The organism is Halomarina halobia (assembly GCF_029338575.1).
GTDB lineage: Archaea > Halobacteriota > Halobacteria > Halobacteriales > Haloarculaceae > Halomarina > Halomarina halobia.
The window spans coordinates 757494-780490 of record NZ_CP119992.1 but is presented as its reverse complement, the minus strand read 5'-3'; the positions used below and the strand labels follow the sequence as shown (position 1 = coordinate 780490).

30 protein-coding genes and 1 tRNA gene are annotated in these 22997 nt (G+C 69.7%); 18 read left to right on the top strand and 13 right to left on the bottom strand.

Annotation, left to right across the window (positions count from 1 at the left end; all coding sequences use genetic code 11):
• Positions 1-86: 86 nt before the first annotated feature.
• From P1K31_RS04160 to P1K31_RS04150, 3 genes are all read left to right on the top strand, one after another.
• Positions 87-1190, top strand: coding sequence for a glutamate--cysteine ligase (locus P1K31_RS04160; RefSeq protein ID WP_276305019.1), 1104 nt, complete (start codon positions 87-89; stop codon positions 1188-1190).
• A gap of 48 nt (positions 1191-1238) precedes the next feature.
• On the top strand, positions 1239-1733 hold the full coding sequence (locus tag P1K31_RS04155) for a winged helix-turn-helix domain-containing protein (RefSeq protein WP_276305018.1): 495 nt from the start codon (positions 1239-1241) through the stop codon (positions 1731-1733).
• A gap of 64 nt (positions 1734-1797) precedes the next feature.
• Positions 1798-2298: a phosphopantetheine adenylyltransferase gene (locus P1K31_RS04150; RefSeq protein WP_276305017.1), complete on the top strand. Its 501-nt coding sequence runs from the start codon at positions 1798-1800 to the stop codon at positions 2296-2298.
• A gap of 51 nt (positions 2299-2349) precedes the next feature.
• On the opposite strand, the gene P1K31_RS04145 is transcribed toward P1K31_RS04150, so the two are convergent.
• Positions 2350-2658, bottom strand: coding sequence for a cyclin family protein (locus P1K31_RS04145; protein WP_276305016.1), 309 nt, complete (start codon positions 2656-2658; stop codon positions 2350-2352).
• 93 nt (positions 2659-2751) lie between these two features.
• Here P1K31_RS04145 and P1K31_RS04140 point away from each other — a divergent pair.
• Positions 2752-2835: transfer RNA gene (locus P1K31_RS04140), tRNA-Leu, on the top strand.
• Positions 2836-3187: 352 nt separating this feature from the next.
• On the top strand, positions 3188-3739 hold the full coding sequence (locus P1K31_RS04135) for a hypothetical protein (RefSeq protein ID WP_276305015.1): 552 nt from the start codon (positions 3188-3190) through the stop codon (positions 3737-3739).
• A gap of 160 nt (positions 3740-3899) precedes the next feature.
• Here the strand turns inward: P1K31_RS04135 and P1K31_RS04130 are convergent, their stop codons facing one another.
• Complete coding sequence (locus tag P1K31_RS04130) at positions 3900-4136, bottom strand: hypothetical protein (protein ID WP_276305014.1); 237 nt, start codon at positions 4134-4136, stop codon at positions 3900-3902.
• A gap of 189 nt (positions 4137-4325) precedes the next feature.
• Between P1K31_RS04130 and P1K31_RS04125 the strand changes: the two genes are divergently transcribed.
• A complete protein-coding gene (locus P1K31_RS04125; RefSeq protein ID WP_276305013.1) occupies positions 4326-4721 on the top strand; it encodes a CBS domain-containing protein in 396 nt (131 codons plus the stop codon).
• Positions 4722-4824: 103 nt separating this feature from the next.
• Here the strand turns inward: P1K31_RS04125 and P1K31_RS04120 are convergent, their stop codons facing one another.
• Positions 4825-5661 (bottom strand): sugar phosphate isomerase/epimerase family protein, encoded by an 837-nt coding sequence (locus P1K31_RS04120; RefSeq protein WP_276305012.1) that lies wholly within the window; start codon positions 5659-5661, stop codon positions 4825-4827.
• A 112-nt stretch (positions 5662-5773) separates the two neighbouring features.
• On the opposite strand from P1K31_RS04120, the gene P1K31_RS04115 reads away from it, so the two are divergent.
• The 4 genes from P1K31_RS04115 to P1K31_RS04100 all read left to right on the top strand — a co-directional run bounded on the left by P1K31_RS04115 (position 5774) and on the right by P1K31_RS04100 (position 8365).
• Positions 5774-6127: a hypothetical protein gene (locus P1K31_RS04115; RefSeq protein WP_276305011.1), complete on the top strand. Its 354-nt coding sequence runs from the start codon at positions 5774-5776 to the stop codon at positions 6125-6127.
• A gap of 234 nt (positions 6128-6361) precedes the next feature.
• On the top strand, positions 6362-6610 hold the full coding sequence (locus P1K31_RS04110; RefSeq protein ID WP_276305010.1) for a hypothetical protein: 249 nt from the start codon (positions 6362-6364) through the stop codon (positions 6608-6610).
• Between the two features lie 155 nt (positions 6611-6765).
• Complete coding sequence (dacZ, locus tag P1K31_RS04105) at positions 6766-7578, top strand: diadenylate cyclase DacZ (RefSeq protein ID WP_276305009.1); 813 nt, start codon at positions 6766-6768, stop codon at positions 7576-7578.
• A 1-nt stretch (position 7579) separates the two neighbouring features.
• On the top strand, positions 7580-8365 hold the full coding sequence (locus P1K31_RS04100; RefSeq protein ID WP_276305008.1) for a mechanosensitive ion channel domain-containing protein: 786 nt from the start codon (positions 7580-7582) through the stop codon (positions 8363-8365).
• Between the two features lie 12 nt (positions 8366-8377).
• Here the strand turns inward: P1K31_RS04100 and P1K31_RS04095 are convergent, their stop codons facing one another.
• The 3 genes from P1K31_RS04095 to P1K31_RS04085 form a co-directional block, all read right to left on the bottom strand.
• Positions 8378-8881, bottom strand: coding sequence for an acyltransferase (locus tag P1K31_RS04095; protein WP_276305007.1), 504 nt, complete (start codon positions 8879-8881; stop codon positions 8378-8380).
• Between the two features lie 45 nt (positions 8882-8926).
• Entirely contained in the window at positions 8927-10249 is a 1323-nt protein-coding gene (gene purD, locus P1K31_RS04090; protein WP_276305006.1) for a phosphoribosylamine--glycine ligase, read from the bottom strand.
• Between the two features lie 93 nt (positions 10250-10342).
• Positions 10343-11377: a DMT family transporter gene (locus tag P1K31_RS04085; RefSeq protein WP_276305005.1), complete on the bottom strand. Its 1035-nt coding sequence runs from the start codon at positions 11375-11377 to the stop codon at positions 10343-10345.
• 225 nt (positions 11378-11602) lie between these two features.
• Between P1K31_RS04085 and P1K31_RS04080 the strand changes: the two genes are divergently transcribed.
• Entirely contained in the window at positions 11603-13702 is a 2100-nt protein-coding gene (locus P1K31_RS04080) for a thioredoxin domain-containing protein (protein WP_276305004.1), read from the top strand.
• Positions 13703-13726: 24 nt separating this feature from the next.
• On the opposite strand, the gene P1K31_RS04075 is transcribed toward P1K31_RS04080, so the two are convergent.
• The 3 genes from P1K31_RS04075 to P1K31_RS04065 form a co-directional block, all read right to left on the bottom strand.
• Positions 13727-13975: a DUF8015 family protein gene (locus P1K31_RS04075; RefSeq protein ID WP_276305003.1), complete on the bottom strand. Its 249-nt coding sequence runs from the start codon at positions 13973-13975 to the stop codon at positions 13727-13729.
• Between the two features lie 49 nt (positions 13976-14024).
• Complete coding sequence (locus P1K31_RS04070; RefSeq protein ID WP_276305002.1) at positions 14025-14402, bottom strand: thioredoxin family protein; 378 nt, start codon at positions 14400-14402, stop codon at positions 14025-14027.
• 120 nt (positions 14403-14522) lie between these two features.
• Positions 14523-14960 carry a DUF488 family protein, N3 subclade gene (locus tag P1K31_RS04065; RefSeq protein ID WP_276305001.1) on the bottom strand — a complete coding sequence of 146 codons (438 nt, stop codon included), beginning with the start codon at positions 14958-14960 and terminating at the stop codon, positions 14523-14525.
• Between the two features lie 101 nt (positions 14961-15061).
• Between P1K31_RS04065 and P1K31_RS04060 the strand changes: the two genes are divergently transcribed.
• Positions 15062-16051, top strand: a complete 990-nt coding sequence (locus tag P1K31_RS04060; RefSeq protein WP_276305000.1) for a PLP-dependent cysteine synthase family protein — start codon at positions 15062-15064, stop codon at positions 16049-16051.
• A gap of 42 nt (positions 16052-16093) precedes the next feature.
• Here P1K31_RS04060 and P1K31_RS04055 read toward each other — a convergent pair whose 3' ends face one another.
• A complete protein-coding gene (locus P1K31_RS04055) occupies positions 16094-16579 on the bottom strand; it encodes an acyl-CoA thioesterase (RefSeq protein WP_276304999.1) in 486 nt (161 codons plus the stop codon).
• Positions 16580-16862: 283 nt separating this feature from the next.
• Between P1K31_RS04055 and P1K31_RS04050 the strand changes: the two genes are divergently transcribed.
• The 5 genes from P1K31_RS04050 (at position 16863) to purM (ending at position 20790) form a co-directional block, all read left to right on the top strand.
• The gene (locus P1K31_RS04050) at positions 16863-17114 is read left to right on the top strand and encodes a HalOD1 output domain-containing protein (protein WP_276304998.1); all 252 of its coding nucleotides are present in this window, start codon (positions 16863-16865) and stop codon (positions 17112-17114) included.
• 72 nt (positions 17115-17186) lie between these two features.
• A complete protein-coding gene (locus tag P1K31_RS04045; RefSeq protein WP_276304997.1) occupies positions 17187-18674 on the top strand; it encodes a TraB/GumN family protein in 1488 nt (495 codons plus the stop codon).
• A 1-nt stretch (position 18675) separates the two neighbouring features.
• A complete protein-coding gene (locus tag P1K31_RS04040; RefSeq protein ID WP_276304996.1) occupies positions 18676-19290 on the top strand; it encodes a zinc metalloprotease in 615 nt (204 codons plus the stop codon).
• Positions 19291-19332: 42 nt separating this feature from the next.
• Positions 19333-19701 (top strand): hypothetical protein, encoded by a 369-nt coding sequence (locus P1K31_RS04035; protein ID WP_276304995.1) that lies wholly within the window; start codon positions 19333-19335, stop codon positions 19699-19701.
• Positions 19702-19770: 69 nt separating this feature from the next.
• Complete coding sequence (gene purM, locus P1K31_RS04030) at positions 19771-20790, top strand: phosphoribosylformylglycinamidine cyclo-ligase (RefSeq protein WP_276304994.1); 1020 nt, start codon at positions 19771-19773, stop codon at positions 20788-20790.
• A gap of 25 nt (positions 20791-20815) precedes the next feature.
• Here the strand turns inward: purM and P1K31_RS04025 are convergent, their stop codons facing one another.
• The 3 genes from P1K31_RS04025 to P1K31_RS04015 all read right to left on the bottom strand — a co-directional run bounded on the left by P1K31_RS04025 (position 20816) and on the right by P1K31_RS04015 (position 22316).
• Positions 20816-21250, bottom strand: a complete 435-nt coding sequence (locus tag P1K31_RS04025; RefSeq protein WP_276304993.1) for a universal stress protein — start codon at positions 21248-21250, stop codon at positions 20816-20818.
• Between the two features lie 107 nt (positions 21251-21357).
• Positions 21358-22074: an archaeal proteasome endopeptidase complex subunit beta gene (gene psmB, locus P1K31_RS04020; RefSeq protein ID WP_276304992.1), complete on the bottom strand. Its 717-nt coding sequence runs from the start codon at positions 22072-22074 to the stop codon at positions 21358-21360.
• 44 nt (positions 22075-22118) lie between these two features.
• Entirely contained in the window at positions 22119-22316 is a 198-nt protein-coding gene (locus P1K31_RS04015) for a hypothetical protein (RefSeq protein WP_368410830.1), read from the bottom strand.
• Positions 22317-22588: 272 nt separating this feature from the next.
• Here P1K31_RS04015 and P1K31_RS04010 point away from each other — a divergent pair, with 272 nt between their 5' ends.
• Complete coding sequence (locus P1K31_RS04010) at positions 22589-22954, top strand: DUF555 domain-containing protein (protein WP_276304991.1); 366 nt, start codon at positions 22589-22591, stop codon at positions 22952-22954.
• Positions 22955-22997: the final 43 nt, after the last annotated feature.

The window sequence follows — 22997 nt, the reverse complement described above, 5'->3', positions numbered from 1 at the left end:
GAGGGATCTCCGACGGCCGTCCGGCCGTTCCTCGACGGCTGAGGCCAGAGGGTAAGTGTTTACTCGGCGGGACGGACACTGCTGGTATGGAACTGGGGTCCGCCGACGCGTTCGACCGGACGGGGACGCTCGGCATCGAAGAGGAGTTCTTCGTCGTCGACGAGCGGGGTCGCCCCACCTCCGGGACGGACGAACTCGTCTACGAGACGGAGCCGCCCGCGATACTGGAGGGGCGACTGGACCACGAGCTGTTCAAGTTCGTGATCGAGACGCAGACGCCGACTGTCGAGTCGCTCGCCGACGCCCGCGCCGCGTTCGTCGAGGTCCGCGAGGCGCTGGTCGAGCACGCGGCGGCCCACGGCTACCGGATCGCGGCCGCCGGACTGCACCCCGCCGCGAGGTGGCGCGAACTCGAACACGCCGAGAAGCCGCGCTACCGCGCCCAGCTCGACCGCATCCAGTACCCCCAGCACCGCAACACGACCGCGGGCCTGCACGTCCACGTCGGCGTCGACGACGCCGACAAGGCGACGTGGATCGCCAACGAGATCCGCTGGCACCTCCCCGTGCTGCTCGCGCTGTCGGCAAACTCGCCGTTCTGGGACGGCTACGACACCGGCCTCGCCTCCGCCCGGGCGAAGATCTTCGAGGGGCTGCCGAACACGGGCATGCCCACCGCCTTCGGGTCGTTCGAGGAGTTCCTCCGGCTGGAGCGGCTGATGATCGAGACGAACTCCATCAGGGATCGCGGGGAACTCTGGTACGACGTCCGGCCCCACTCCGCCCACGGCACCGTCGAGGTGCGGACCCCCGACGGTCAGGCCGACCCCGAGCGGGTGTTCGCGTTCGTCGAGCACGTCCACGCGCTCGTGACGGAGCTCGGGGAGCGATACGAGGACAGCCGGGACCCGTGGGGCGAGGCCCGCCACCGCGGCGACGGAACGCGCCACCGGCGCGAGACGCTCGACGAGAACAAGTGGCGGGCGATGCGCTGGGGGCACGAGGCGTCGTTCATCGATCGCGCGTGCGAGTCGACGTGCGGCCTCGGCGAGGTCGTCGACCGCGAGTGCGAGCGCCTCGGGATCTCCGGCATCCGCGACGTGTACGACGACGAGAGTGGGGCCGACCGACAGCGTCGCGTCCGGCGCGAGGGAGGGCTCGACGCGCTGTGCGAGTCGCTGCTCCTCTAGGGGAGGATTTTTATTGGCCAATTCCCTGGAATCGGATACACTCAATCTATGGCGACAGATGACAAGAACGACGACGCGTCGGGTATCCACGGCGGAGGCGTCCGCGAGCGGCTCGAAGGGGAGGCCGACAGGGCGGTAGAGACGCTCGACGACGGGCTCGTCGACCTGCTCGCGTGGGTGCTCGACACCGAGACCCGGGCGCGCATCTACCTCTACCTGCGGCAGTACCCCGACTCGACGAGCGACGAGATCGCCGAGGGGACGGGGCTGTACCCGAGTACGGTCCGCGAGGCGCTCGCGAAGTTGAACGACGACGGCAAGGTGACCCGGGACAAGCGCGAGTCCGCCGGGGCGGGGAACAACCCCTACGAGTACGTCGCCATCTCGCCGAGCGACCTCGTGGCCGACATCGTCGGGGACGTCCAGGCGGAACTGAACACGGTGTTCAACCTCGACGACCGACTCGCCGATCGGGCGAGCGACGAGCGACCGGTGCAGATCTCCGTCGAGCGACCCGTCGAGGAGGCGCCGGACGACGATTGACCGCTCCGCTCGACCGCGGATCGATAGCCGAAGGCATAAGCCCCGTGCGCCCCACGGCATGTGTATGAATGTCGCGCTCGGGGGGACGTTTGACCCGGTGCACGACGGTCATCGGGCGCTGTTCGAGCGGGCGTTCGAACTCGGCGACGTCACCGTCGGACTGACGAGCGACGATCTCGCACCGAGGACGCGAAACGAGGAGCGGTACGTCCGCCCGTACGAGGAACGGCGGCGCGACCTCGAGCGCGAGCTCTCCGCCTACGCCGAGCGCCACGACCGCGAGTACGAGATCCGCACGCTCCACGAACCGACGGGTATCGCGACGGAGGAACCCGACTTCGACTACCTGATCGTCTCGCCCGAGACGACCGAGGGCGGTGAGCTCGTAAACGAGATCCGCGAGGAGAAGGGGTTCGACCCGCTCGAGATCGTCGTCGTGGACCACGTCCCCGCCGAGGACGGCGAGCGGATCTCCTCGACGCGCATCGTCCGCGGCGAGATCGACGAACACGGCGACCTCACGCCCGACGCGGCGGGACGACCTCCCGCGCGCGAACAGGGCTGACGCCGCTCGCTATCGACGTTCGGGACCGTCTGCGTCATCAGCTATCGGTCACTACCAGTTCGGCCGTCGCAGTCCCGCCTCCTCGATCAGTTCCTTCCACCGCTTCTGGATCGTGAGCCTGGACACCCCCGCGGCGTCGGCCACGTCGCCCTGCGAGCGCCGCTCGCCCTCGATGAGCGCCCCGACGTAGACGCTCGCCGCGAGCGTGGCCTGCTTGGAGCGCTCCGACTCCGGGAGCGTGGAGAGAAAGAGGTCGGTCGCGCGCGAGCGGGCCGCGGCACCGAGATCGAGGCGGTCGCCGATCCGGTCGAGGGTCGCCAACCACTGCTCGTTCTCGACCTGGTCGCGCGCGCGGAACATGCCCTACGGTGGACGCCCGACGCGCATAGCGCTTTTGCCCGAGGAGAGCGAGAGCGACAAATTCATTGTGAACATCGGGGTACGTGGAGGTGAGCGTGGGTAGCCAAGCCAGGAAACGGCGCAGCGCTTAGGACGCTGTCCCGTAGGGGTCCGCCGGTTCAAATCCGGTCCCACGCATTTTCTGTCCGAGCGACAGCGAGGACGAAAAGCGAACAGAGCGGATTTGAATCAGGGAGTGAAGCGAGCGCGAGCGAGCGGAACGACCGTGGTTCAAATCCGGTCCCACGCACTACGACCTTTTGCGCTCCGAGTTGCCGAAGGCAGCCCTCGGCAAAAGCTCGATCAAAAGCACAGCGTCGCTCCCTGCGGTCGCTCCTTGGCCCGAGCGCCGCAGGCGCTCGGCGAACGGCGTCGTCCGGGTTCTCCGACCCGCTCACTCGCCGACGCTCGAACCCAGGGGATGTACGGCGGTTTCCCGACGGTCGGTCGCGCAGAAAGGCTATGCCCGAAACGGTGGTATCCTATCGGCATGCCCTCCTGCTCCCGTCGCGCCGCGCTCTACCGGTGCGCCCTCGTCGGCGCGGTCGGCGTCGCCGGCTGCCTGGGCCGGTATGGACGCGGAGACGATCGACGCGGCGGAGCGGACGCGTCGACCGAATCCCGGGTGAACTGTCCGGACGACGGGTCGGTGACCGCGTGCGTCGAAGACGTCGTCCTCCTGCAGGGGGAGTCGGGGACCGCCACGGTGCTCGTCCGGCACGCGAGCACCGTACAGGTGTTTCCCCCCGAGACGTTCGCCGAGTCGCTGCCTCCCTCGCACGCCTCTCCCGTCGAGATGGGTCTCGGGATCGACGAGGCGTCCGTTCGACCGCGGCCCGACGGCACGATGGAGTCGTACCCGCCCTACTGGCAGTGGGACGAGCCGCGGGACCGGGTGACCGCCGAGCTCCCCGTCTTCGTCGAGTCGACCGCGCCGCCGGGATCGTACCGATACGGCGTCGAGGCGCGGCCGAGGGACGTCTCGGCCGATCGAAGACCGGTGACGGCGAACGGCACGATAGACGTGACGGAGCGTACGTAGCCGGGGCCGTCCGCCCTCTCGCGGGCCAGTCGCCGATCTCGGCGGCGAGTTCGCCGCGTTATCGGGGAGCGCGTACCGGTACTCTGGAGGCGGGTCGATGCTCCGGACGACCGGCTCCGTCCGCGGAGTCACCGGTCCCCCGATCCGCACGCTTCGACTGTCAGCGACTCCACTTTCGGTTGCTCTCCGCGAGGTAGACCAGACGAAAGAGCGGGAGGAACGCGCGACCGAGGACGATGCCGACCGCGACGAGGACCAGTACGACGGCCATACCCTCGATACGGAAGAACAGCGCCACGGCGACGCTCGCGACGACCCACGAGAGCAGGAAGAAGGTGAACAGGGCGACCTGAACGAACCGTCCGTGCGTCCGCGCTGCCGCCCACGAGCTTGACACGCGAGGAATTCTTGGCGAGAGGACATGAGCTTTGTGTCGTTATTCGGTGTTCGAGCGCGATGTCGACCAGTTTCGCCCGTTGAACTCGTGGGGACGGGGGAGGGACCCCCCCCCCGAGCATGGAGGTGCGCTATAACAGGGTGGCGCGCCGGGGACAACAGACAAGCCGTCGGCCGAGAGTGAGTGTATATGGGTATTCTCAGCGAAACTCGCGTCGAAGCGGTGATGGCGACGCCGGTGGAGACGATCGCGTCGAATGCGACTGCCAGGGAAGCGGCGGTAGTGATGCGCGATCACGACATCAACGCGCTCCTCGTCCCGGGCGTCGACGCGGGGATCTTCACGAGCACCGATCTGCGGGACGCGATCGCCGACGGACACGACCCCGACCGGTGCCGCGTCGCCGACGTGATGACGACCCCGGTCGAGTCGGTCACGACGGACCTGCGGTTGGGAGAGGCCGCCGCGATGATGACCACGTACGGCTTCAACCACCTCCCGGTCCGCGATAGCGACGGGGACTACGTCGGGATCGTGTCCTCGACCGACATCAAGGAACGGCTCGCCGAGCCCTCGGACGAGTAAGCCCCGGAAGAGCAACGCCTCGCGGGGGTACCGATCCGAAGCCGGTATCGGGGACGCTGCCCCGACCGGTATCGGGGGCGTCTCCCGCTATACCGCCGGCCGTTCAGGCGGGCGCGAGCAGTTCCTCGACGTGGCGCTTCCCGAGGGCGATCGTGTCGTAGTCCTCGGTCCCGACCTCCAGCGTCGCCGTGCCGGACCAACCGGCCTCGGTCAGCCCCGCGAACACGGCGGCGAAGTCGATCCGACCCATCCCGACCGGCAGGTGCTCGTCGCCGCCGCCCCGGGTGTCCACCAGGTGGAGGTGTCCGATCCGGTCTGCGTGGTCGCGACAGAACGACGCCATCCCCGGTTCGTCCATTCCGGCGAGCAGCGCGTGGCTGGTGTCGAAGGTCATCGACGCGTCGGGGTAGCGCTCCAGCAGTTCCGGGAAGGCCGTCGCGTCGTAGTACCCCGAGATGACGTTCTCGAGGCAGGGTTCCAGGTCCCGCTCGCGGGCCGCGGGAACGAGGTCGTCGAGCCCCGCGTGGACGAACTCCCGGCGCTCCGTCGCGGTCCAGCCGAGGTCCCAGGCGTCGGAGGAGGGGTGGAACACGACCGTCCCCGCACCGAGGTCGACAGCGAGGTCCATCCCGGCGACGAGTTCGGCGACGGCACCCTGCCGGACGGGGGCGAACGGCGACCCCGGATCGACGGCGAACGGGAGGTGGACGACGAGGTCGACGCCGCCCGCGTCGAGCGTCGTCCGCATCGACGCGCGCCGGTCGACGATGCGCTCGCGGGCGTACGGCCCGTCGAGCAACAGTTCGACGAAGTCGAACCCCTCGTCCGCGGCCCACGCCACGCTTTCCTCGAACGGCATGCTGAGTCCGACGGTGAAGCCGAGGTCGAGATCCGGATCGCGGCCGGCGGCCCCTCCGATCCCGGGGTCGTTGGTCGGCATAGAGTCGATCCCGCGTGGCCGCGGCGCATAAAGGTTCCCGGCCCGACCACGGAGAATCGGGCAGGCCTGCGCAACCCCAGGGCCTACCCGTGTCGGGTGTTTACCCCGGTTCATGGTCGAGGAGGACTTCGGACAGGCGACGATCGCGTACGAGGACCCGGACGAGGGCACCGTCGAACGAACGGTACAGAACGAGCACGTCGCGTACTTCCAGGATCACTGGATCGTGAAGACCGGCGAGGACGAGGAGGGCCGCGACATCGTCCGCCGAATCCCCGCTCGGCGGGTCTACTACGTCGAACGGACCGTCGAGCGGTTCGAGGAGGAGGTGAAGACGCTCAAGGACCAGGTCCAGTCCATCACCGACGACCTGCGGGCGAAGTTCCTCGGCGGCGGCGATAGCGGCGAGGACGACGTTCGGCGCATCGACGTGGAGAGCGGCGAACCGGACGAGCGGAGCGGATAGCCGGTTCGTCGTCGCCCTCGGTGGTGGTCTTCGCCGGCCGCGCGGCCGGAAAGGTAATGAACAGGATGGATCCGGGTCAAACGTTATTTCGGACTAACGAGTGCGAACCAGTAGCACCGTGTCCACGTTCCCCGAACTCGATCGACGGCGACCGCGTCGGAACGGCTCCGCGTCGCGGCGGGGGTCTCGACGGCGGATGCCCCCGGCCGCGACGCCGACGCTCCGGAGCCACCGATGACCGACGCGGCAGACGATCCGTCGCTGTTCGCGCCCGTCGTCTGTCTGACGACGGGCCACCGGTGGCGGTACGACCCCGCTCGCGGCGTCGTGCTGGAGTGTCGACGCTGCGGTACGATCGCGACGGAGAGCGGCCGCCGGAACCCGAGCGGCGGGATCTCGCCGCGGGATCTCGTCCTGGCGGTCACCGTCGCGGGACTCGTCGGCGCCTGGCTCACCGTCGGGTTCGTGATGTTCCTCTGGTGATGCGCGCGTACGGACCTCGCTCTCGCCGCGACGTGTATGGGTTTTTGAACGTTCAGCGTGGCGAGGGGCGGATCGGAGCACGCCCGTCAGACGTTCGTCCGCCGTTCGGATGACGTTCGCAAAGGTTTTTGACGTACTCCTTAGATATACGAGGTATGTCCGCGCTGGGTGACTTGCTGGACGACATCGTTGAGGATGTCGACGTCGTGTTTCTGTTCTCACCGAGCGCGTCTACCTACGACCACTTCGCCGACTCAGAGGAGACGCCGGTCGTGGTCGTCGCGCTGGAGAACGCCGTCGACGCGGAACAGTTCGTCGAGCTCCCCCTCGAGTTCACGGAGGTGACCGAACGGATCCGGTTCGGGCTCGAGGGCGCGCTCGACAAGGGATACATCGACGAGGGGACCGACGTGGCCTGCGCGACGCGGCTCTTCGCCGACGGCATCGACACCGTGACGCACGTTCGCGGCGGGGAGTTCACTCACTCGGGCGTCTACGACCTGTTCGTCAGTTCGCGCGCCGAGCCGTCGGTCATCCGCGACGTGCTCGAGGTGGCCATCGAGCTCGGAAAGAAGGGCCAGAAGGGAAAGCCGGTCGGGGCGCTGTTCGTCGTCGGCGACGCGGGGAAGGTGATGAACAAGTCGCGGTCGCTGTCGTACAACCCCTTCGAGAAGTCACACGTCCACGTCGGCGACCCCATCGTGAACGTGATGCTGAAGGAGTTCTCCCGGCTGGACGGCGCGTTCATCATCAGCGACTCGGGGAAGATCGTCTCCGCCTACCGGTACCTCGAACCCTCCGCCGAGGGCGTCGACATCCCGAAGGGCCTCGGGGCGCGGCACATGGCCGCCGGGGCCATCACCCGCGACACGAACGCCATCGCGGTCGTCCTCTCGGAGAGCGACGGCCTCGTCCGCGCGTTCTCGGGCGGCGAGCTGATATTCGAACTCGATCCGGAGGAGTACTGAGATGTCGCAGGTCCGAGCGTTCGCACGGGACGTCGTCGAGGTGCTCTCCACCTCGCTCATCTCCGTCTTCGTTCTCCTGTTCGGACTGATACTCGGCTTTCTCGTCGGGCGACTCACCCAGCGACTCCTGACCGCCGTCGGCGTTCCGGGGGCGGTCGAGGGGACGGCGTTCGAACGGGGGGCCCAGCGCCTCGGCACCTCGACGGTCGGCCTGATCGCCACGCTCGTCACCCTGTTCATCTACCTCGCGACCATCGGCGCGGCGCTCGAACTCGAGGGCTTCCTCGAGACGCGACTCTCACTGATGGCGCTCCTGGGGTACGTCCCGCAGGTGTTCGCCGCCGTGCTCGTGCTCATCGTCGGGCTCATCATCGGGGACAAACTGGAGCTCGCCATCCAGGAGCGGTTCAAGGGCGTGAAGCTCACCGAGGTGGGCGTCCTCCCGCAGATCGTCAAGTACAGCGTCGTCTACCTCGCCGTCGTCATCGCGCTCTCGACGCTGGGGCTCCCCTCGGGGGCGCTTCTCATCCTGCTCGGCGGCTACTTCCTCGCGGTCATCGTCTTCGGCGCGCTCGCGCTTCGCGACGTGCTCGCCGCCGCCTCGGCCGGCGTGTTCCTCCTGCTGACCCAGCCGTACGGCATCGGCGACACGGTCGAGGTCGACGGACACCGGGGCATCGTCCAGGAGGTCGACGTCTTCGTCACGCACGTCGAGAACGACGACGAGGAGTTCATCGTCCCCAATCACCTCGTCTTCAAGTCCGGCATCGTCCGGGTTCGTCAGTGATCGATCCCCGAATCAGTCCCGGTCGACCGGCTCCGCCGGCACGCCGACGACCGTCTCGCCCGGCGGCACGTCCTCGACGACCAGCGAGTTAGCGCCCACCTGCGCGCCCGCTCCGATCGTCACCCCCGGGAGGACGACCGCCTTCGCGCCGATCATGGCGCGCTCGCCCACGACGACGTCGCCCAGTCGGTACTCGTCCTGCAGGAACTCGTGGCAGAGCAGGACGGCGTCGTAGCCGACGATGCAGTGGTCCTCGAGGGTGATGCGCTCGGGCCAGAACACGTCCGGGGTGGCCTCGAGCCCCCACGAGACCCCCTCGCCGACGGTGACGCCGGCGCGCCGGAGCGCCCGGTTGCGCAGGCGGAGGCTCGGGGCGATCCGCGCGAGCAGGACGAGCAGGTAGTTCAGCGTCACCCGGAGCGGCGACTTCGCGTCGGTCCAGTGCTGCAGCGAGTTGAGCGGTCCCGGCGTGGCGACCCGATCCAGGCGGTCGTGGCGGCGCGTGTCGTCGGTCACGGTCGCGCTTCGTCCGGGGGGATAATGAACGGCTACGGGTCCGCGTCAGCCCCGGAGTTCCTTCACGTGGTCGATGCGTCGCCGCACCAGCGCCTCGGTCCCGATGTCGTGGCGCACGTGCAGCCCCTCCTCGCCCGCGACGGCGAGCGCCCTCTCGGCGATCCCCTCCGCCTCCGCGATGGTGTGTCCGACGCCGACGACCGCGAACGACCGGGAGGTGGTGGTGTAGATGCCGTCCTCGCGCTCGTCCACGCTGGCGTAGAAGAGGAGCGCGTCGCCGGCGCTCCGTTCGTCTATCTCGACTCTCGCGCCCGCCTCGGGATCGGTCGGGTACCCCGCGGGGACGGCGTACTTGCAGACGGTCGCCTTCGCGTCGAAGGCGAGTTCCGGGAGCGGGTCGCCCTCGCGCGCGGCGACGAGCACGTCGAGCAGGGGGGTTTGAAGCACCGGAAGGGTGTTCATCGCCTCGGGATCGCCGAACCGGGCGTTGAACTCGACCACTCGCACGCCGTCGGCGGTGAGCATGAACTGGCCGTAGAGGATGCCCTTGTAGCCATCGAGCGCCTCGACGGTGGCCTCGACGATCGACACCGCCTCGTCGTAGTCGGCCTCGGTCATGAAGGGGAGTTCGAACGAGGCGTCGCTGTAGCTGCCCATCCCGCCGGTGTTCGGCCCCTCGTCGCCCTCGTAGGCGCGCTTGTGGTCCTGCACGGCGGGCGAGACGCGGACCTCGCCGCCCGCGACGAACGCCTGCACGGTGAACTCCTCGCCAACGAGGCGCTCCTCGAGCACCACGCGGTCGTACCCCGACTCGCGGAGGTACGCCTTCGCCTCCTCCTTGGTGATCTGATCGCCCGTCACGCGGACGCCCTTCCCGCCGGTCAGGCCCGCGGGCTTCACCGCGAGGTCGCCGTCGGAGGCGTCCACGTACTCGCAGGCGGCCTCCACGTCGTCGAACGTCTCGAAGTCGGGACAGCCCGGGATACCGTTCTCGCGCATGAACCGCCGCTGGAAGGCCTTGTCCGTCTCGATGCGGGCCTGCTCCGCGCGCGGGCCGAACGCGTAGACGCCCGCCTCGTCCAGCGCGTCGGCCACGCCGGCCGCGAGCGGGGCTTCGGGGCCGACCACCGCGAGCGTCGCCCCGACCTCCTCGGCGTAGGCGACGACCGCGTCGGGATCCGTCTCGTCCAGCCCTTCGAACCCGTCGGCCAGGTCGACGATGCCGGGGTTGCGGTTGCTCGCGCAGGCGTAGAGCGCGCAGTCGGGGGCGGGGCGCGACCCGTCCGAGGAGTCGGGAGCGGACGCTAGCGCGCGGGCGACGGCGTGTTCGCGGCCGCCGCCGCCGACGAGGAGCACGGTCTCGGTCATGCGCGAGAGGCGTGCGCACGGTGATGTAAAGGTTGCTCTTCGAAGGGCGAGCCATGTGCACGGGCGTGAATACTCGCGGGAGGGACGGCGGTCTCAGTCGTCCGCCTCGTCGGGAGGTGCTCGTCCGCCGAGGCGCGCCCGGACGGTGGCGAGTTCCTCGCCGAGCGAGTCCCGCTCGACGAGGACGAACCCGAGGACGACGACGGCGAAGCCGACGACCGTCGTCGCGGCGATCCGTTCGAGGAGAACGAGCGCGCCGGTGACCGACGCGACGACGGGCACGGCGTACGTGACGAGGTTCGCCCGGATCGGCCCCACGCGCTCGATGAGCGCGAAGTAGGCGGGGAACGCGCCCGCGGTCGAGAAGAGCCCGAGGTACGCGACGGCACCGAGCGCGACGGGCGTCCAGGCGACCGCGGCGGCCGATTCGCCGAGCGCGAGGCTGGCGACGTGGACGAGGGCGGCCGAGAGCGTCATCGCCCACGCCGTCATGGCGAGGCTCCCCACGTCCGGGTCGATGCGCCGCAGGAGGACGCTCCCGAAGGCCACGGACACCGCCGCGACGGCGACGAGCGCCTGACCGACTGCGTCCGCGGCGAGCAGCCGCGTCGGGTCGGGGGCGACGACCACCACCACGCCGACCAGTCCGAGGAGGATGCCGACCGCGCCGACCGCGGAGATGCGCTCGTCGGGGAGGAGGAAGCGCGCGAACAGCGGCGAGAGGACCGGCGCGAGGCTGAACATGACCGCCGCGGCCCCGCTCGTCGTGTACTGCTGGCCGACGAAGAGCAGGACGGCGTTGAGCGAGACGAGGAAGACGGCGCTGACGACGACGGCGCGGTAGTCAGCGCCCGTCAGGGGTCGCCAGTAGCCGCCGCGGACGGCGACGACGGCGAGCAGGACGAGCGCGCCCACGTCGAACCGGAGCGCCGCGAAGAGGACCGGCGGGAGGGCCGTCAGCCCCACCTCGATTCCGGCGAACGCGGTCCCGAACAGCAGCGCGGTCACGAGGAACAACCCCGCCGTCGCGTACCGCCTCACGCGCTCGTCCCCCGATTCGTCCCCGACGGTTCGCTCCTCGGAATCGGCGACGTGTGACTCGGCACGTTCTGCCTCACGATACCTCACGGTACGTGCGGGGCGGCGTTACGGTGTCGATCACCGCGCGAGGTACTGTTCAGATGCGCTCCGACTGGCCGGATCCCCCGCTGGGTGGGACTGAAAGGGGCCGTCGTCGAGACGGCAGGGGCTTTCGAACCGTTCCGCTCGACCGATGCGACGCGGACTCGCGTCTCTGAACACCGCCCCGCACGACGGGCACGCCTTTACCGCGTGCGGGTCCAAGGGAGAGACATGAGCGCCACGGACCGAAACCGCCTCGACGAGGAGCAGAGTCCGTACCTCCGCCAGCACGCCGACAACCCCGTCAACTGGCAGCCGTGGGACGAGGACGCCCTCGCCGCGGCGCGCGAGCGGGACGTTCCGATCTTCCTCTCGATCGGCTACTCCGCCTGCCACTGGTGTCACGTGATGGAGGAGGAGAGCTTCGAGGACGAGGAGGTCGCCGAACTGCTCAACGAGCACTTCGTCCCGATCAAGGTCGACCGCGAGGAGCGCCCCGACCTCGACAGCCTGTACATCAACATCTGTCAGATGGTCAGGGGGAACGCCGGGTGGCCCCTCTCGGTGTGGCTCACGCCTGACGGGCGGCCCTTCTACGTCGGGACCTACTTCCCGAAGGAGCCACAGCGGGGGATGCCCGGCTTCCGCGGACTGCTCTCCGACATCGCCGGGTCGTGGTCCGACCCCGACGACCGCCGCGAGATGGAGACGCGCGCCGACCAGTGGACGCGCGCCATCGAGGACGAACTCGAATCCGTCCCCGATCAGCCGGGCGAGGCCCCCGGAACGGACTACCTGGACCGGGTCGCGGAGGCGACCGTCCGCGCCGCCGACCGCGAACACGGCGGGTTCGGACGGGGACAGAAGTTCCCCCAGACCGGTCGGATCCACCTGCTCCTGCGGGCGTACGATCGCACGGGGCGGGACGCCTACCGCGCGGTCGTGGAGGAGACGCTCTCGGCGATGGCCAACCGCGGGCTGTACGACCACGTCGGCGGCGGCTTCCACCGCTACACGACCGACCGCTCCTGGACGGTGCCCCACTTCGAGAAGATGCTCTACGACCAGGCCGAACTCGTCCGGGCGATGCTCGCGGGCTTCCAGGCGACCGGCAACGCCCGCTACCGCCACGTGGCCGACGAGACGCTCGCGTTCGTCGAGCGCGAACTCCGCCACGAGGGGGGCGGCCTCTTCTCGACGCTCGACGCCCGGAGCGGCGGCGAGGAGGGCACCTTCTACGTCTGGACGCCCGAGGCGGTTCGCGAGGCGGTGGACGACGGGACGGCCGCCGACCTCTTCTGTGCCTACTACGGCGTCACGGAGTCGGGCAACTTCGAGGGAGGGACGACCGTCCTCACGGTCTCCTCCTCGCTCGCCGACCTCGCCGAGGAGTTCGACCTCGACCCGGAGACGGTCGAGGCGAAGCTCGCCGCGGCGCACGACGACGTCTTCGAGGCGCGCGAGCGGCGCGAGCGCCCGCCGCGCGACGAGAAGGTGCTCGCCGGGTGGAACGGACTGATGATCTCCGCGTTCGCGGCGGGGTCGCTCGTCGCTGACGAGGGGTACGCCGACCGCGCCGCCGAGGCGCTCGCGTTCGTCCGCGAGCACCTCTGGGACGCAGACGAGGAGGTCCTCCACCGACGGTACAGGGACGGGGAGGTTGCCATCAGGGGGTATCTCGAGGACTACGCCTTCCTCGGGCGCGGCGCGCTGCACTGCTACGAGGCGACCGGCGAGGTCGAGTACCTCGCGTTCGCGCTCGACCTCGCCCGCGCGATCGAGCAGGAGTTCTGGGACGAGTCGTCGGGGACGCTCTACTTCACGCCCGAGAGCGGCGAGGACCTCGTCGCCCGCCCGCAGGAGCTCACGGACCACTCGACGCCCGCGAGCGCCGGGGTGGCCGCCTCGCTCCTGCTCGCGCTCGACCACTTCGATCCGGGTGAGGGGTTCGCCGACGTCGCCGAGGCGGTCCTCTCGACGCACGGGGACCGGATCCGCGGCGACCCGCTCCAGCACACGGCGCTCGCGCTGGCGGCCGACGAGTACGCGTCGGGACACGTCGAGCTCACCGTCGCCGCCGACGGGTTCCCCCGCGAGTGGCGCGACCGCCTGGCGACCACCTACCTCCCGCGTCGCCTGCTCGCCCCGCGACCGCCGGCCGACGACGGGCTGTCGTCGTGGCTCTCCGAACTCGGGCTCGACGACGCGCCGCCGATCTGGGCGTCGCGCGACGCCGTCGACGGGCCGACGGTCTACCTCTGTGAGGACTTCGCGTGCTCGCCGCCGCAGACGTCGCTCGACGACGCGCTGGCGTGGCGCGGACAGGGGTAGTCGGTCGCGAGTAAGCGGTCGCGATCAGGCGGCCGGCGTCGGCCGCGGGGGGTTGCGAAAGAGGCCGTCGCCGATGGCCAGGACGCCGACGATCGACGCCCCGAGCAGCGCGCGGTGGGGCGATACGGGGAACAGTTGCGCGACGAGGAGCGCCGCCGCGAACGCGACCGGGATGACGGCGAGGAGCGCGTCGTAGCGCGTCAGCGGCGGTCGTCCCTCGGCCGGGTCGTCCGATGCGATTCCGGTGTGCGTGGTGCCGTCGCTCTCCGGCATGAACTCTCACCCGTCGGGAGTATCCCGCCGGCGTCACTAAAAGATTGCGTCAGTCCCGCTCGGAGAGCGCCTCCGCGAGGTAGACGGCCGCCGGCACGTCCGCCGACTCGACGAAGCGGGCGAGTTCCTCGCCGTCGCGCTCGGCGACGACCGTCGGGATGTACTCGACGCCGTACTCCTCGACGCCGGGGCCGACCTTGTTCCCGTCGTCGTCCTTCTCGACGGGGAAGTCCTCGACCCGTTCGTCGGGGACGTCCGCGGCTCGCAGCGCCGCCGCGAAGTCGGGCAGTTGCGCCCGGCAGTCCTTGCACCAGTCGCCGCCCCACACCTTGTAGGTCACGTCGTCCGCCGCGCGGAGCGTCGCGACGGTCTGCTCGTACGCGTCGGCCGACCAGACCGGGTTCGGCGACATCGTCTCTAACCTCATTGCCCCCACTCGGCCGCCCGGGGGCTTAACCGTCCCGCTCGCCCGCCTGTCCCGCTCGTCTGCCCGTCGCTCCTCGTGCGCGTCGACGAGGACCCGCACGCCGCGGTCGCTCGCGCCCGGTCACACCTCCCTCGCGACGATCTCCCGGAGCGCGTGGCGGTGGCAGGCCTTCTTCTCGCCCTCGAAGCAGACGAGCACGACGTCCTCGCCCGACCCGACCCGCTCGGCGAGGTCCTCGATCGCCGCCCGCGCGTTCTCGCTCTCCGCGAGGTGCTCGCGGTAGCGCCGCTCGAAGTCGACGTCCTCCCACGCGGCGTTGTGCGCCCCCTCGTCGCAGAGCCCCCGGGCCTTGAGGTCCTCGTGGCGCGCCTTCACCTCGTCGAGCAGCTCCCCGGGCGGGCCGAGTTCGGGGCGGTTCTCGTCGACCGCCCCGCTGAACCAGCGGGTCGGCCGGCGGACGACCCCGACGAGCGTCTCCTCGCCCGAGAGGTCGACGAGGTCGTGCTGGACGGCGGCGAGGTACGTCTCCGCGAGCGTTCCCGCGTCGCTCCCGCTCATACCCCGATCTCCGCGCTCGGCGGGAAAAACCTGTCGCGGCCGGGCGGCGCGTTCTGCCGGTGTCCGCCACCCCTTTACTCGTCCGACCGGAAGTCACGGACATGGACGACTCCATCCTCGACACCATCGGGTCGCCGCTCGTGCGGGTGGCCTCGCCGCCCGGCGCGACGGTGGCGGCGAAGATCGAGTCGAAGAACCCCGGTGGCTCGGCAAAGGACCGCCCGGCGCTGGCGATGGTCGAGGCCGCGGAGCGCGACGGACGCCTCCGGCCCGGCGACCGCCTCGTGGAACCGACGAGCGGCAACACCGGCATCGGGCTGTCGATGGTGGCCGCCGCGAAGGGCTACGACGTCACGATCGTGATGTCAGAGGACATGTCGCCCGAGCGTCGCCGAATCATGCGCGCCTACGGCGCGGACATCGAACTCGTCGAGGGCGACATCTCGGAGGCGAAGGCGCGCGCGGACGAACTGGAGGCGGCGGAGGGCATGGTCCAGCTGCGCCAGTTCGAGAACGCCGCCAACCCCGAGGCCCACTACCGGACCACCGCGGAGGAGATCGTAGAGCAGGTCGAGGGGCGGCGCGTCGACGCGCTCGTCGCCGGGGTCGGCACGGGCGGTACCCTCTCCGGCACCGGCCGCCGCCTCCGCGAGGCGTTCCCCGAAATGGAGGTCGTCGCGGTCGAACCGGTGGACAACGCCGTCCTCTCGACCGGCGAGGGCGGGCGGGACGGCTTCCAGGGCATGGGGCCGGGGTTCGTCAGCCCGAACCTCGACCTCGACCTGATCGACTCGGTCGAGACGGTGAGCATCGAGGCCGCCGAGGCCGAGTGCCGCCGCCTCGCCCGCGAGGAGGGGATCCTCGTCGGGCAGTCCTCCGGCGCGTCGAACCTCGCCGCCCGGCGGGTCGCCGCCCGACTCGCCGACCCGGAGGCGGACTGCCCGGAGGCACCCGAAGCGCCGACCCCCGACCGGCCCTCCCAGCAGCGTCCCGTCGTCGCGTCGGACGGCGGGGGGGCGGAGTGTCCGCTCGTGATCACCGTGTTCTGGGACAGCGGCGAGCGCTACATGTCCACCGGCATGTTCGACTGAAGACGAGCGGTTCGTCGGCCGCGGTCCCTCGCTCGAGTACGACTACCCCTCCTCCAGCCGATCCACGACCTGCTCCAGTTGCGCCCGCCGCTCCGCGGCGGCCTCCTCGCGCATCGACTCCTCCTCCGCGGTCTCGCAGGCGACCTCGGGGACCGGCGTCGGCCGGCCGTCCTCGTCGAGCGCGACGAAGGTGAAGAACGAACTCGTCGTCGCGCGGTCGGGACTCTCGCTGCGGGGGTTCTCGGCGTGGACGTCCACCTTCACGTCGAGGCTCGTGCGACCGGTTGCGAAGACGTACGCCTCCACGACGACCACCTCGCCCTGTTCGATGGGCGAGATGAAGTCCACGTGGTCCATCGACGCCGTCACGACTTGGTTGCTCGCGAAGCGCATCGCGGCGACGGCCCCGCAGATGTCCATCCAGTTCAGCACCGCGCCGCCGAGCGCGCGGCCGAGGTTGTTCGTGTCGTTCGGCAGCAGGATCTCGGTCATCTCGGTGTACGACGCCGACAACGGTACCGGCTCCATGTCGCCCCCGTGGCGTCCGCGGGTCTTAGGTGCTGGTATCCCGAACGCCCGCGGATAGATACGGTATCAATAAAAACAAGAAATAGAGAATAACTCGAAACTTTATGTGTTAGCAGTGCCAAGCTGTGCCAACCGCCGCGCGAGGCGGCGGGAGCCAGTCGGCCCCCGGTTGCATCCGGGTACAGGGCCCGACGGCGGCGTGTCGTCGGGTCCGTACGACAGTAGAGGCAACCCACTGACCGGCATCCAAGAGCGTATGTCGCAAAATGCCCCCTCACAGACGGTGTACAGTCCAGCAAGCGTGGATATGGCGGTCGACCGTTCGGACCTGTCGGAGTTGCTCGTCTACGCGATGAAAGAGACGCTTGACGCCGACGCGCCGCGGACGCTGTACGACGTCATCGATCCGGACGCGCTCGACTCGCTGTTCGCGCCGCGCTACAACGGCGAACCCCGCGCGCCCGGGGAGGTGATCCTCGACTACGGCGGGCACACCTTCACGGTGGAGAGCACGGGATCCGTCGTCGTCGAGTAGAACGACCGTCCGTCGGCCACTTCTCGTTCGACGGCGATACTGGTATGAAGGCTGAACCGATAGCCAGTAGCAATGAGTGAGCAGGCCCCGGAGCGGGGGTCGGTACGTGTCGTCGGAACGGCCCACGTCTCCGCGGACAGCGTCGAGGAAGTCGAACGCGCCGTCGAGGAGGAACGGCCCGACGTGGTGGCCGTCGAACTCGACGAGGGACGCTACCGCCAACTTCGCGGCGACGGCCCGGACGACCTCGACGCTGGCGATCTCCTTCGGGGGAACACCGTCTTTCAGTTTCTCGCGTACTGGATGCTCTCGTACGTGCAGGCGCGACTGGGCGAGGAATTCGACATCAGCCCCGGCGCGGACATGCTCGCGGGGATCGACGCGGCGGAGCGACTCGGCCTCGGCGTCGCGCTCGTCGACCGCGACATCCAGGTGACGATCCAGCGCTTCTGGGCGCGCCTCTCCGCGTTCGAGAAGCTGAAGCTCGTCGGCGGACTCGCGCTCAACATCACCGACGCGCGGAAGCTCGGCGTCGCGACGGGGCTGTTTCTCGGCGCGCTCGTCGCTATCGTCGCCGAGTCGATCGCCGGGCCGTTTCTCGTCCCGGCCGTCGGTCCCGGCCTGCTGATCGCGCTCGCCGACGCGGCGGTCGTTGCGCTGGGACTCGGCGCGGCGCTGGGCGCGGTGCTCGCGGTCGTGTTCGGCGTCGTCGACGCCGAGCCCGAGGAGGTGGAGGAGTTCGACATGTCCGATCTCACCGACACCGACGTCGTGAGCGCGATGATGGAGGAGTTCCGCCGGTTCTCCCCCGGCGGCGCGGAGGCGCTCATCGACGAGCGCGACGCCTTCATCGCACACCGGCTCGTCTCGCTCCGCGAGCAGGGCCACGACGTGGTCGCCGTCGTCGGCGCGGGCCACCGCGAGGGGATCGAACGCTACCTCGCCCGGCCCGAGACGCTGCCGCCGATGGACTCGCTCGTCGGCACGCAGTCGGGGCGGCGCTTCTCGCTGGCGAAGGTCTTCGGCTACCTGTTCACCCTCGGCTTCCTCGTGTTCTTCGTGCTGCTGGCGATGGCGGGCGTCCAGGACTCGTTCCTGCTCGAACTGTTCGCCGCGTGGTTCCTCGTCAACGGCGCGTTCACGTTCGCGCTGGCGAAGCTCGCCGGGGCCCACTGGACGAGCGCGCTCGTCGGCGGCGCGGTCGCCTGGCTCACGAGCATCAACCCGCTGCTCGCGCCGGGCTGGTTCGCGGGGTACGTCGAACTGCGCTACACGCAGGTCAACGTCACCGACATCGCCACGCTCAACGAGATCCTGAAGGACGAGGAGAGCCCCCTCCGCGATCTCCTCGCGCGGATGCGCGAGGTGCCCCTGTTCCGTCTCATCCTCGTCGTCGCCATGGCGAACGTCGGGAGCTTCATCGGATCGGTGCTCTTCCTCTGGGTCCTCGTGCCGATCCTGTTCAGCGGTCAGGGGTTCGACAGCGCCGGCGAGATCGTCGCCCTCCTGCTCGATGGGGTCAGAAACAGCGTCGACCTCGTACTCCGGGGGGTGCTCTGAGGTGCGCTTCTCGACCCGGGAGGTGGTCGACCTCGGCGCGGCGTGGCTGGCGCTCGGCGTCGCCTTCGCGCTCTTTCTCGACCGGGGCCTGGCGTTCGGCCTGCTGTGGGGCGACCTCGCCGTCGCGCGGGCCGTCGAGCCTCTCCTCGTCAGCATGTTCACCGTCGGCGTGGGCTTTCTCCTGCACGAACTCGCGCACAAGGTGGTCGCGGTGCGCTTCGGTCAGCTCGCGGAGTTTCGGGCGGACTACGGCATGCTCGCGCTCGCCATCGGCGCGGGGCTCGCCGGGTTCCTCTTCGCCGCGCCGGGGGCGGTCTACCACGGCGGGCGGCCGATCACGAAGCGACAGGTCGGCCTCATCGCGCTCGCCGGCCCGGCGACCAACGTCGTCCTCGCGGGCGTGTTCGCGCCGCTGCTCGTCCTCCCCTCGCTCGGGACGGTGGGACAGCTGGGCGTGACCATCAACCTCATCCTCGCGGGGTTCAACATGATTCCCTTCGGCCCGCTCGACGGCCGGAAGGTCCTCGGGTGGAGCACCGTCATCTTCGCCGTCTCGTTCGTGATCTGCGCCGGCCTCGCGGTGCTCGCGCTGCTGTTCGTCGGAACGGGGTTCTAGGGGGAAGGTACTTGTCGATCCAGAATAACGAACCGGACAGGTATGCCCGCCAGACTGCGGGAGACGGCGTTCGACGGCGCGGTCGTCGCGGCGAGCGCCCTGCTGTTCGTCTCGTACGTACTGGGGCTGTTCTCGTCGTACGCCGCGCCGTTCGCCGCGGTCGTGCTCGTCGTCGCCGTGGCCGCCCTCGCCCCGCGCGCCGCGCGGTGGCTCCTCGGTTTCGGGGCGACCCTCGGCGTCTTCCTCGCCGGGTGGGTGGTTCCCCGCCTCGTCGCCGAGCACCCCGCGTTCGGCTGGACGCGCGGGGCGAGCCTCCCGTACGTCGCCGCCGCGCTCAGCGGTCTCGTGCTGTTCGCGCTGTTCGTCGCGTTCCGCCTCGTCGTCTTCGAGCGGCCGGCGCGGCCAACCTGATCCCCCCGCCAGCCTCCGCCTCCACCCCCTTCCGGTGGGCTTTTGTCCGCCCCTCTCGCCCTCTCGCGCATGAGCGAGGACGCCGGTGAGAGCGACGGCGGGAGCGAGAACGGCGAGGAGCGGATGACCTACTCGGGGGCGGGCGTGGACATCGCGGACAGCGAGGCGGCGACGGCGGCGCTCGTCGGCGCGGTCGGCGAGTTCGAGGGCGACTACGCGGGCCTCGTCGACATCGGCGACCGCTACCTCGCGCTCGCCACGGACGGCGTCGGGACGAAACTGCTCGTCGCCGAGGCGCTGGACGACTTCACCACCATCGGCATCGACTGCATCGCGATGAACGTGAACGACCTCGTCGCGGCGGGCGTCGAGCCCGTGGCGTTCGTGGACTACCTCGCGGTGGACGCGCCGGACGACGACGTGGCGGAGCAGGTGGGTCGCGGGCTCGCGGCGGGCGCGGCCGAGGCGGGCGTCGCGCTCGTCGGCGGCGAGACGGCCGTGATGCCCGACGTGATCCGGGGACTCGACCTCGCGGGGACCTGCGCCGGCCTCGCGCCGAAGGACGCGCTCTTCCCCGGCGCGGCCGAGGCGGGCGACGCGCTCGTCGGGTTCCCGGCGAGCGGCGTCCACTCGAACGGCCTCACGCTGGCGCGGAAGGCCGCCGCGAGGAACCACGAGTTCGCGGACCCGTTCCCGCTCGACGAGTCGCGCACGGTGGGGGAGGTGCTGCTCGAACCGACGCGCATCTACGCGGAGCTGCTCGCGCCCCTGCGCGAGCACGGCGCGCACGCCGCCGCCCACGTCACCGGCGGCGGGTGGACGAACCTGCTGCGGATGGGCGAGCGCCGCTACGTCGTCGACGACCCCTTCGACCCGAACCCGGTCTTCGAGTTCGTTCAGAACGAGGGGAACGTGGCCGACGAGGAGATGTACCGGACGTTCAACATGGGTACCGGCTTCGTGGCGGCGCTCGCCCCGGCGGACGCCGAGTCGGTCGCCGAGGCGACCGACGGTCGCGTCGTCGGTCGCGTCGAGGAGGCGGAGGGCGAGGCGGGGGCGGTAGAGATCCGGGGGTTGACGTTGTCGTAGGCGGTTCGTCGGGTGGGCTACCGACCTACCGGACGGTCACGACGGGCACGGGCGATCTGCGGGTGACCTCCTCCGCCACGCTCCCGAGGAGGGCCTTCTTCAGGGTCGACCGGCCGTGCGTGCCGACGACGACCATGTCCGCGTCGTGGTCCGCGGCGTATCGCACGATCGTCTCGTGGACCCGGCCGACGGCGACGGCGGTCCGGATCGTCGCCCCCTCGCGTTCGGCGATCGTCTCCGCCTGATCGAACAGTTCCTCCGCGTGCTCGCGTTCGGCGTCGAGCCAGTCCTCCCACTCGTGGGGGTCGTCGCCCCAGCCGCTCATCGCGGTCGCGTCGCGCTCCCGGTCGACCACGTAGAGGGCGACGATGTCGTCGTCCGGGAACTCGCTCGTGGCGAACGCCAGTCCGCGCTCGGCGAGCAGCGATCCGTCGTAGGCGACGAGAACCCGTCGGGCCATGGTGCACTCCACGCGGGCCGGGGACAAAGGTGAACCTCTACGTACAGCTCGCGATGGAACTCCCGCGGGGATGAAGGAGGGGTCGAGAGGGCGGGGGCGGAGGAGTGTTACAGGACCTCGCCGAAGTCCTTGTGCCCCCGGATCTCGACGCCTTCCCCGGTCACCTCGGCGAGGAAGACGCCGTTGCCCGAGCCGGTGTCGCGCTCGACGGCGGCCTTGACGGCGCTCGCGGCGACCTCCTTCGCCTCGTCGTTGGTCATGTCGTCGCGGTACTCGCGTTCGAGCGTCCCGTAGGCGACCGTCAGGCCGGAGCCGGTGACGGTGTAGTCGTCCTCCATGACGCCGCCCGCCGGGTCGATCGAGTAGACGTGGTGGCCCTCGTCGTCCACGCCCCCGAGGATGGGGTTGATGGCGAAGAAGGGGCCGCCCCGCGCGAAGTTACCCGCGAGCGTCGAGAGCGCCCGCATGTTCATGGGCTCGCCGCGGCGGGCTTCGTAGAGGTTCACCTCGGCGCGGAGCGAGCGGATGAACGACTGCGCGCCGCCGACGCTCCCGACGAGCGTGAGCGCGGCCGTCGGGTGGATCTGCTCGACCTTCTGGACGTTCTTGTTGGAGACGAACCGCCCGCCCAGCGAGGCGCGCATGTCCGTCGCGATGACGACGCCGTCCGCGGTCGAGATGCCGATGGTCGTCGTCCCTGTCTGGTTTACCTTCTCTAAGTCCTTCTCGGAGACGTCCGGCAGCTGGCCGATCTCCGGTTCGTAGATCGGAGCCTCGTAGTCGCGCCGGTCGAAGTCGAACGAGGACTGACTGTGGCGGTACATTACCACGGGCTATCCGTCCTGCGCTGATAAAAGCACCCCTTCGATCACTCGTCGGTCGATTCCGCGAACTCCCTCGATCGCTCGTAGGCGTCCCCCAGTCGCCCGATCGCCCGGTGGACCGGGAGGAACGGGAGGCCGACGCGACGCGCGACCATCGCTACCGGGAGCATGAGGATGCCCGTGAGGAGGGCGGCCTGATACAGGGCAAACAGGGTGACGGACCGAAGCCGTTCGAACACCATCTCGTATCAGTCCTCAGCCACAGATGAGCACATAAGCGTTGTGGCTCACCCGGTGCCACGACACGTCCACGCACGGTCGCTACGTATGGCGATTCAACCGTACTTGATCGGGGAGCAACCGCGCCGATCTACGACCTCCAGTTTCGCGTAACTGGCAGTTTAGCGATCGGCAATATCCGCATAAGTTATGGCGGAATTCGGCGTGACGTGCGCGGGCGAGGTCCGCGGGCGGAAACCACAAAGACCGATAACGCGCGGGACGAGGCGGACGTATGACGAACTATCTGGTGGCGATGGAGGCGGCGTGGCTCGTGCGCGACGTCGAGGCGATCGACGACGCCATCGGCGTCGCGGTGAGCGAGGCCGGCAAGCGATTGAACCGGAAGGACATGGACTACGTGGAGGTCGAGGTCGGCGGGACGCCCTGTCCGGCCTGCGGCGAGACGTTCGACTCGGCGTTCATCGCCGCCGACACCGCCCTCGTCGGTCTCCTGCTGGAGATGAAGGTGTTCAACGCCGACGGCGAGCAGCACGCCCAGCGCATCGCCAAGAGCGAGATCGGCGGCGCGCTCCGCGACGTCCCGCTGAAGGTCATCGAGACGTTCGAGATGCAGGACGAGGAGGACCGAGACCGGTAGGAACGCGGCGAGTTCCCGCCGAGCGGTACAAACAAGTATGAGC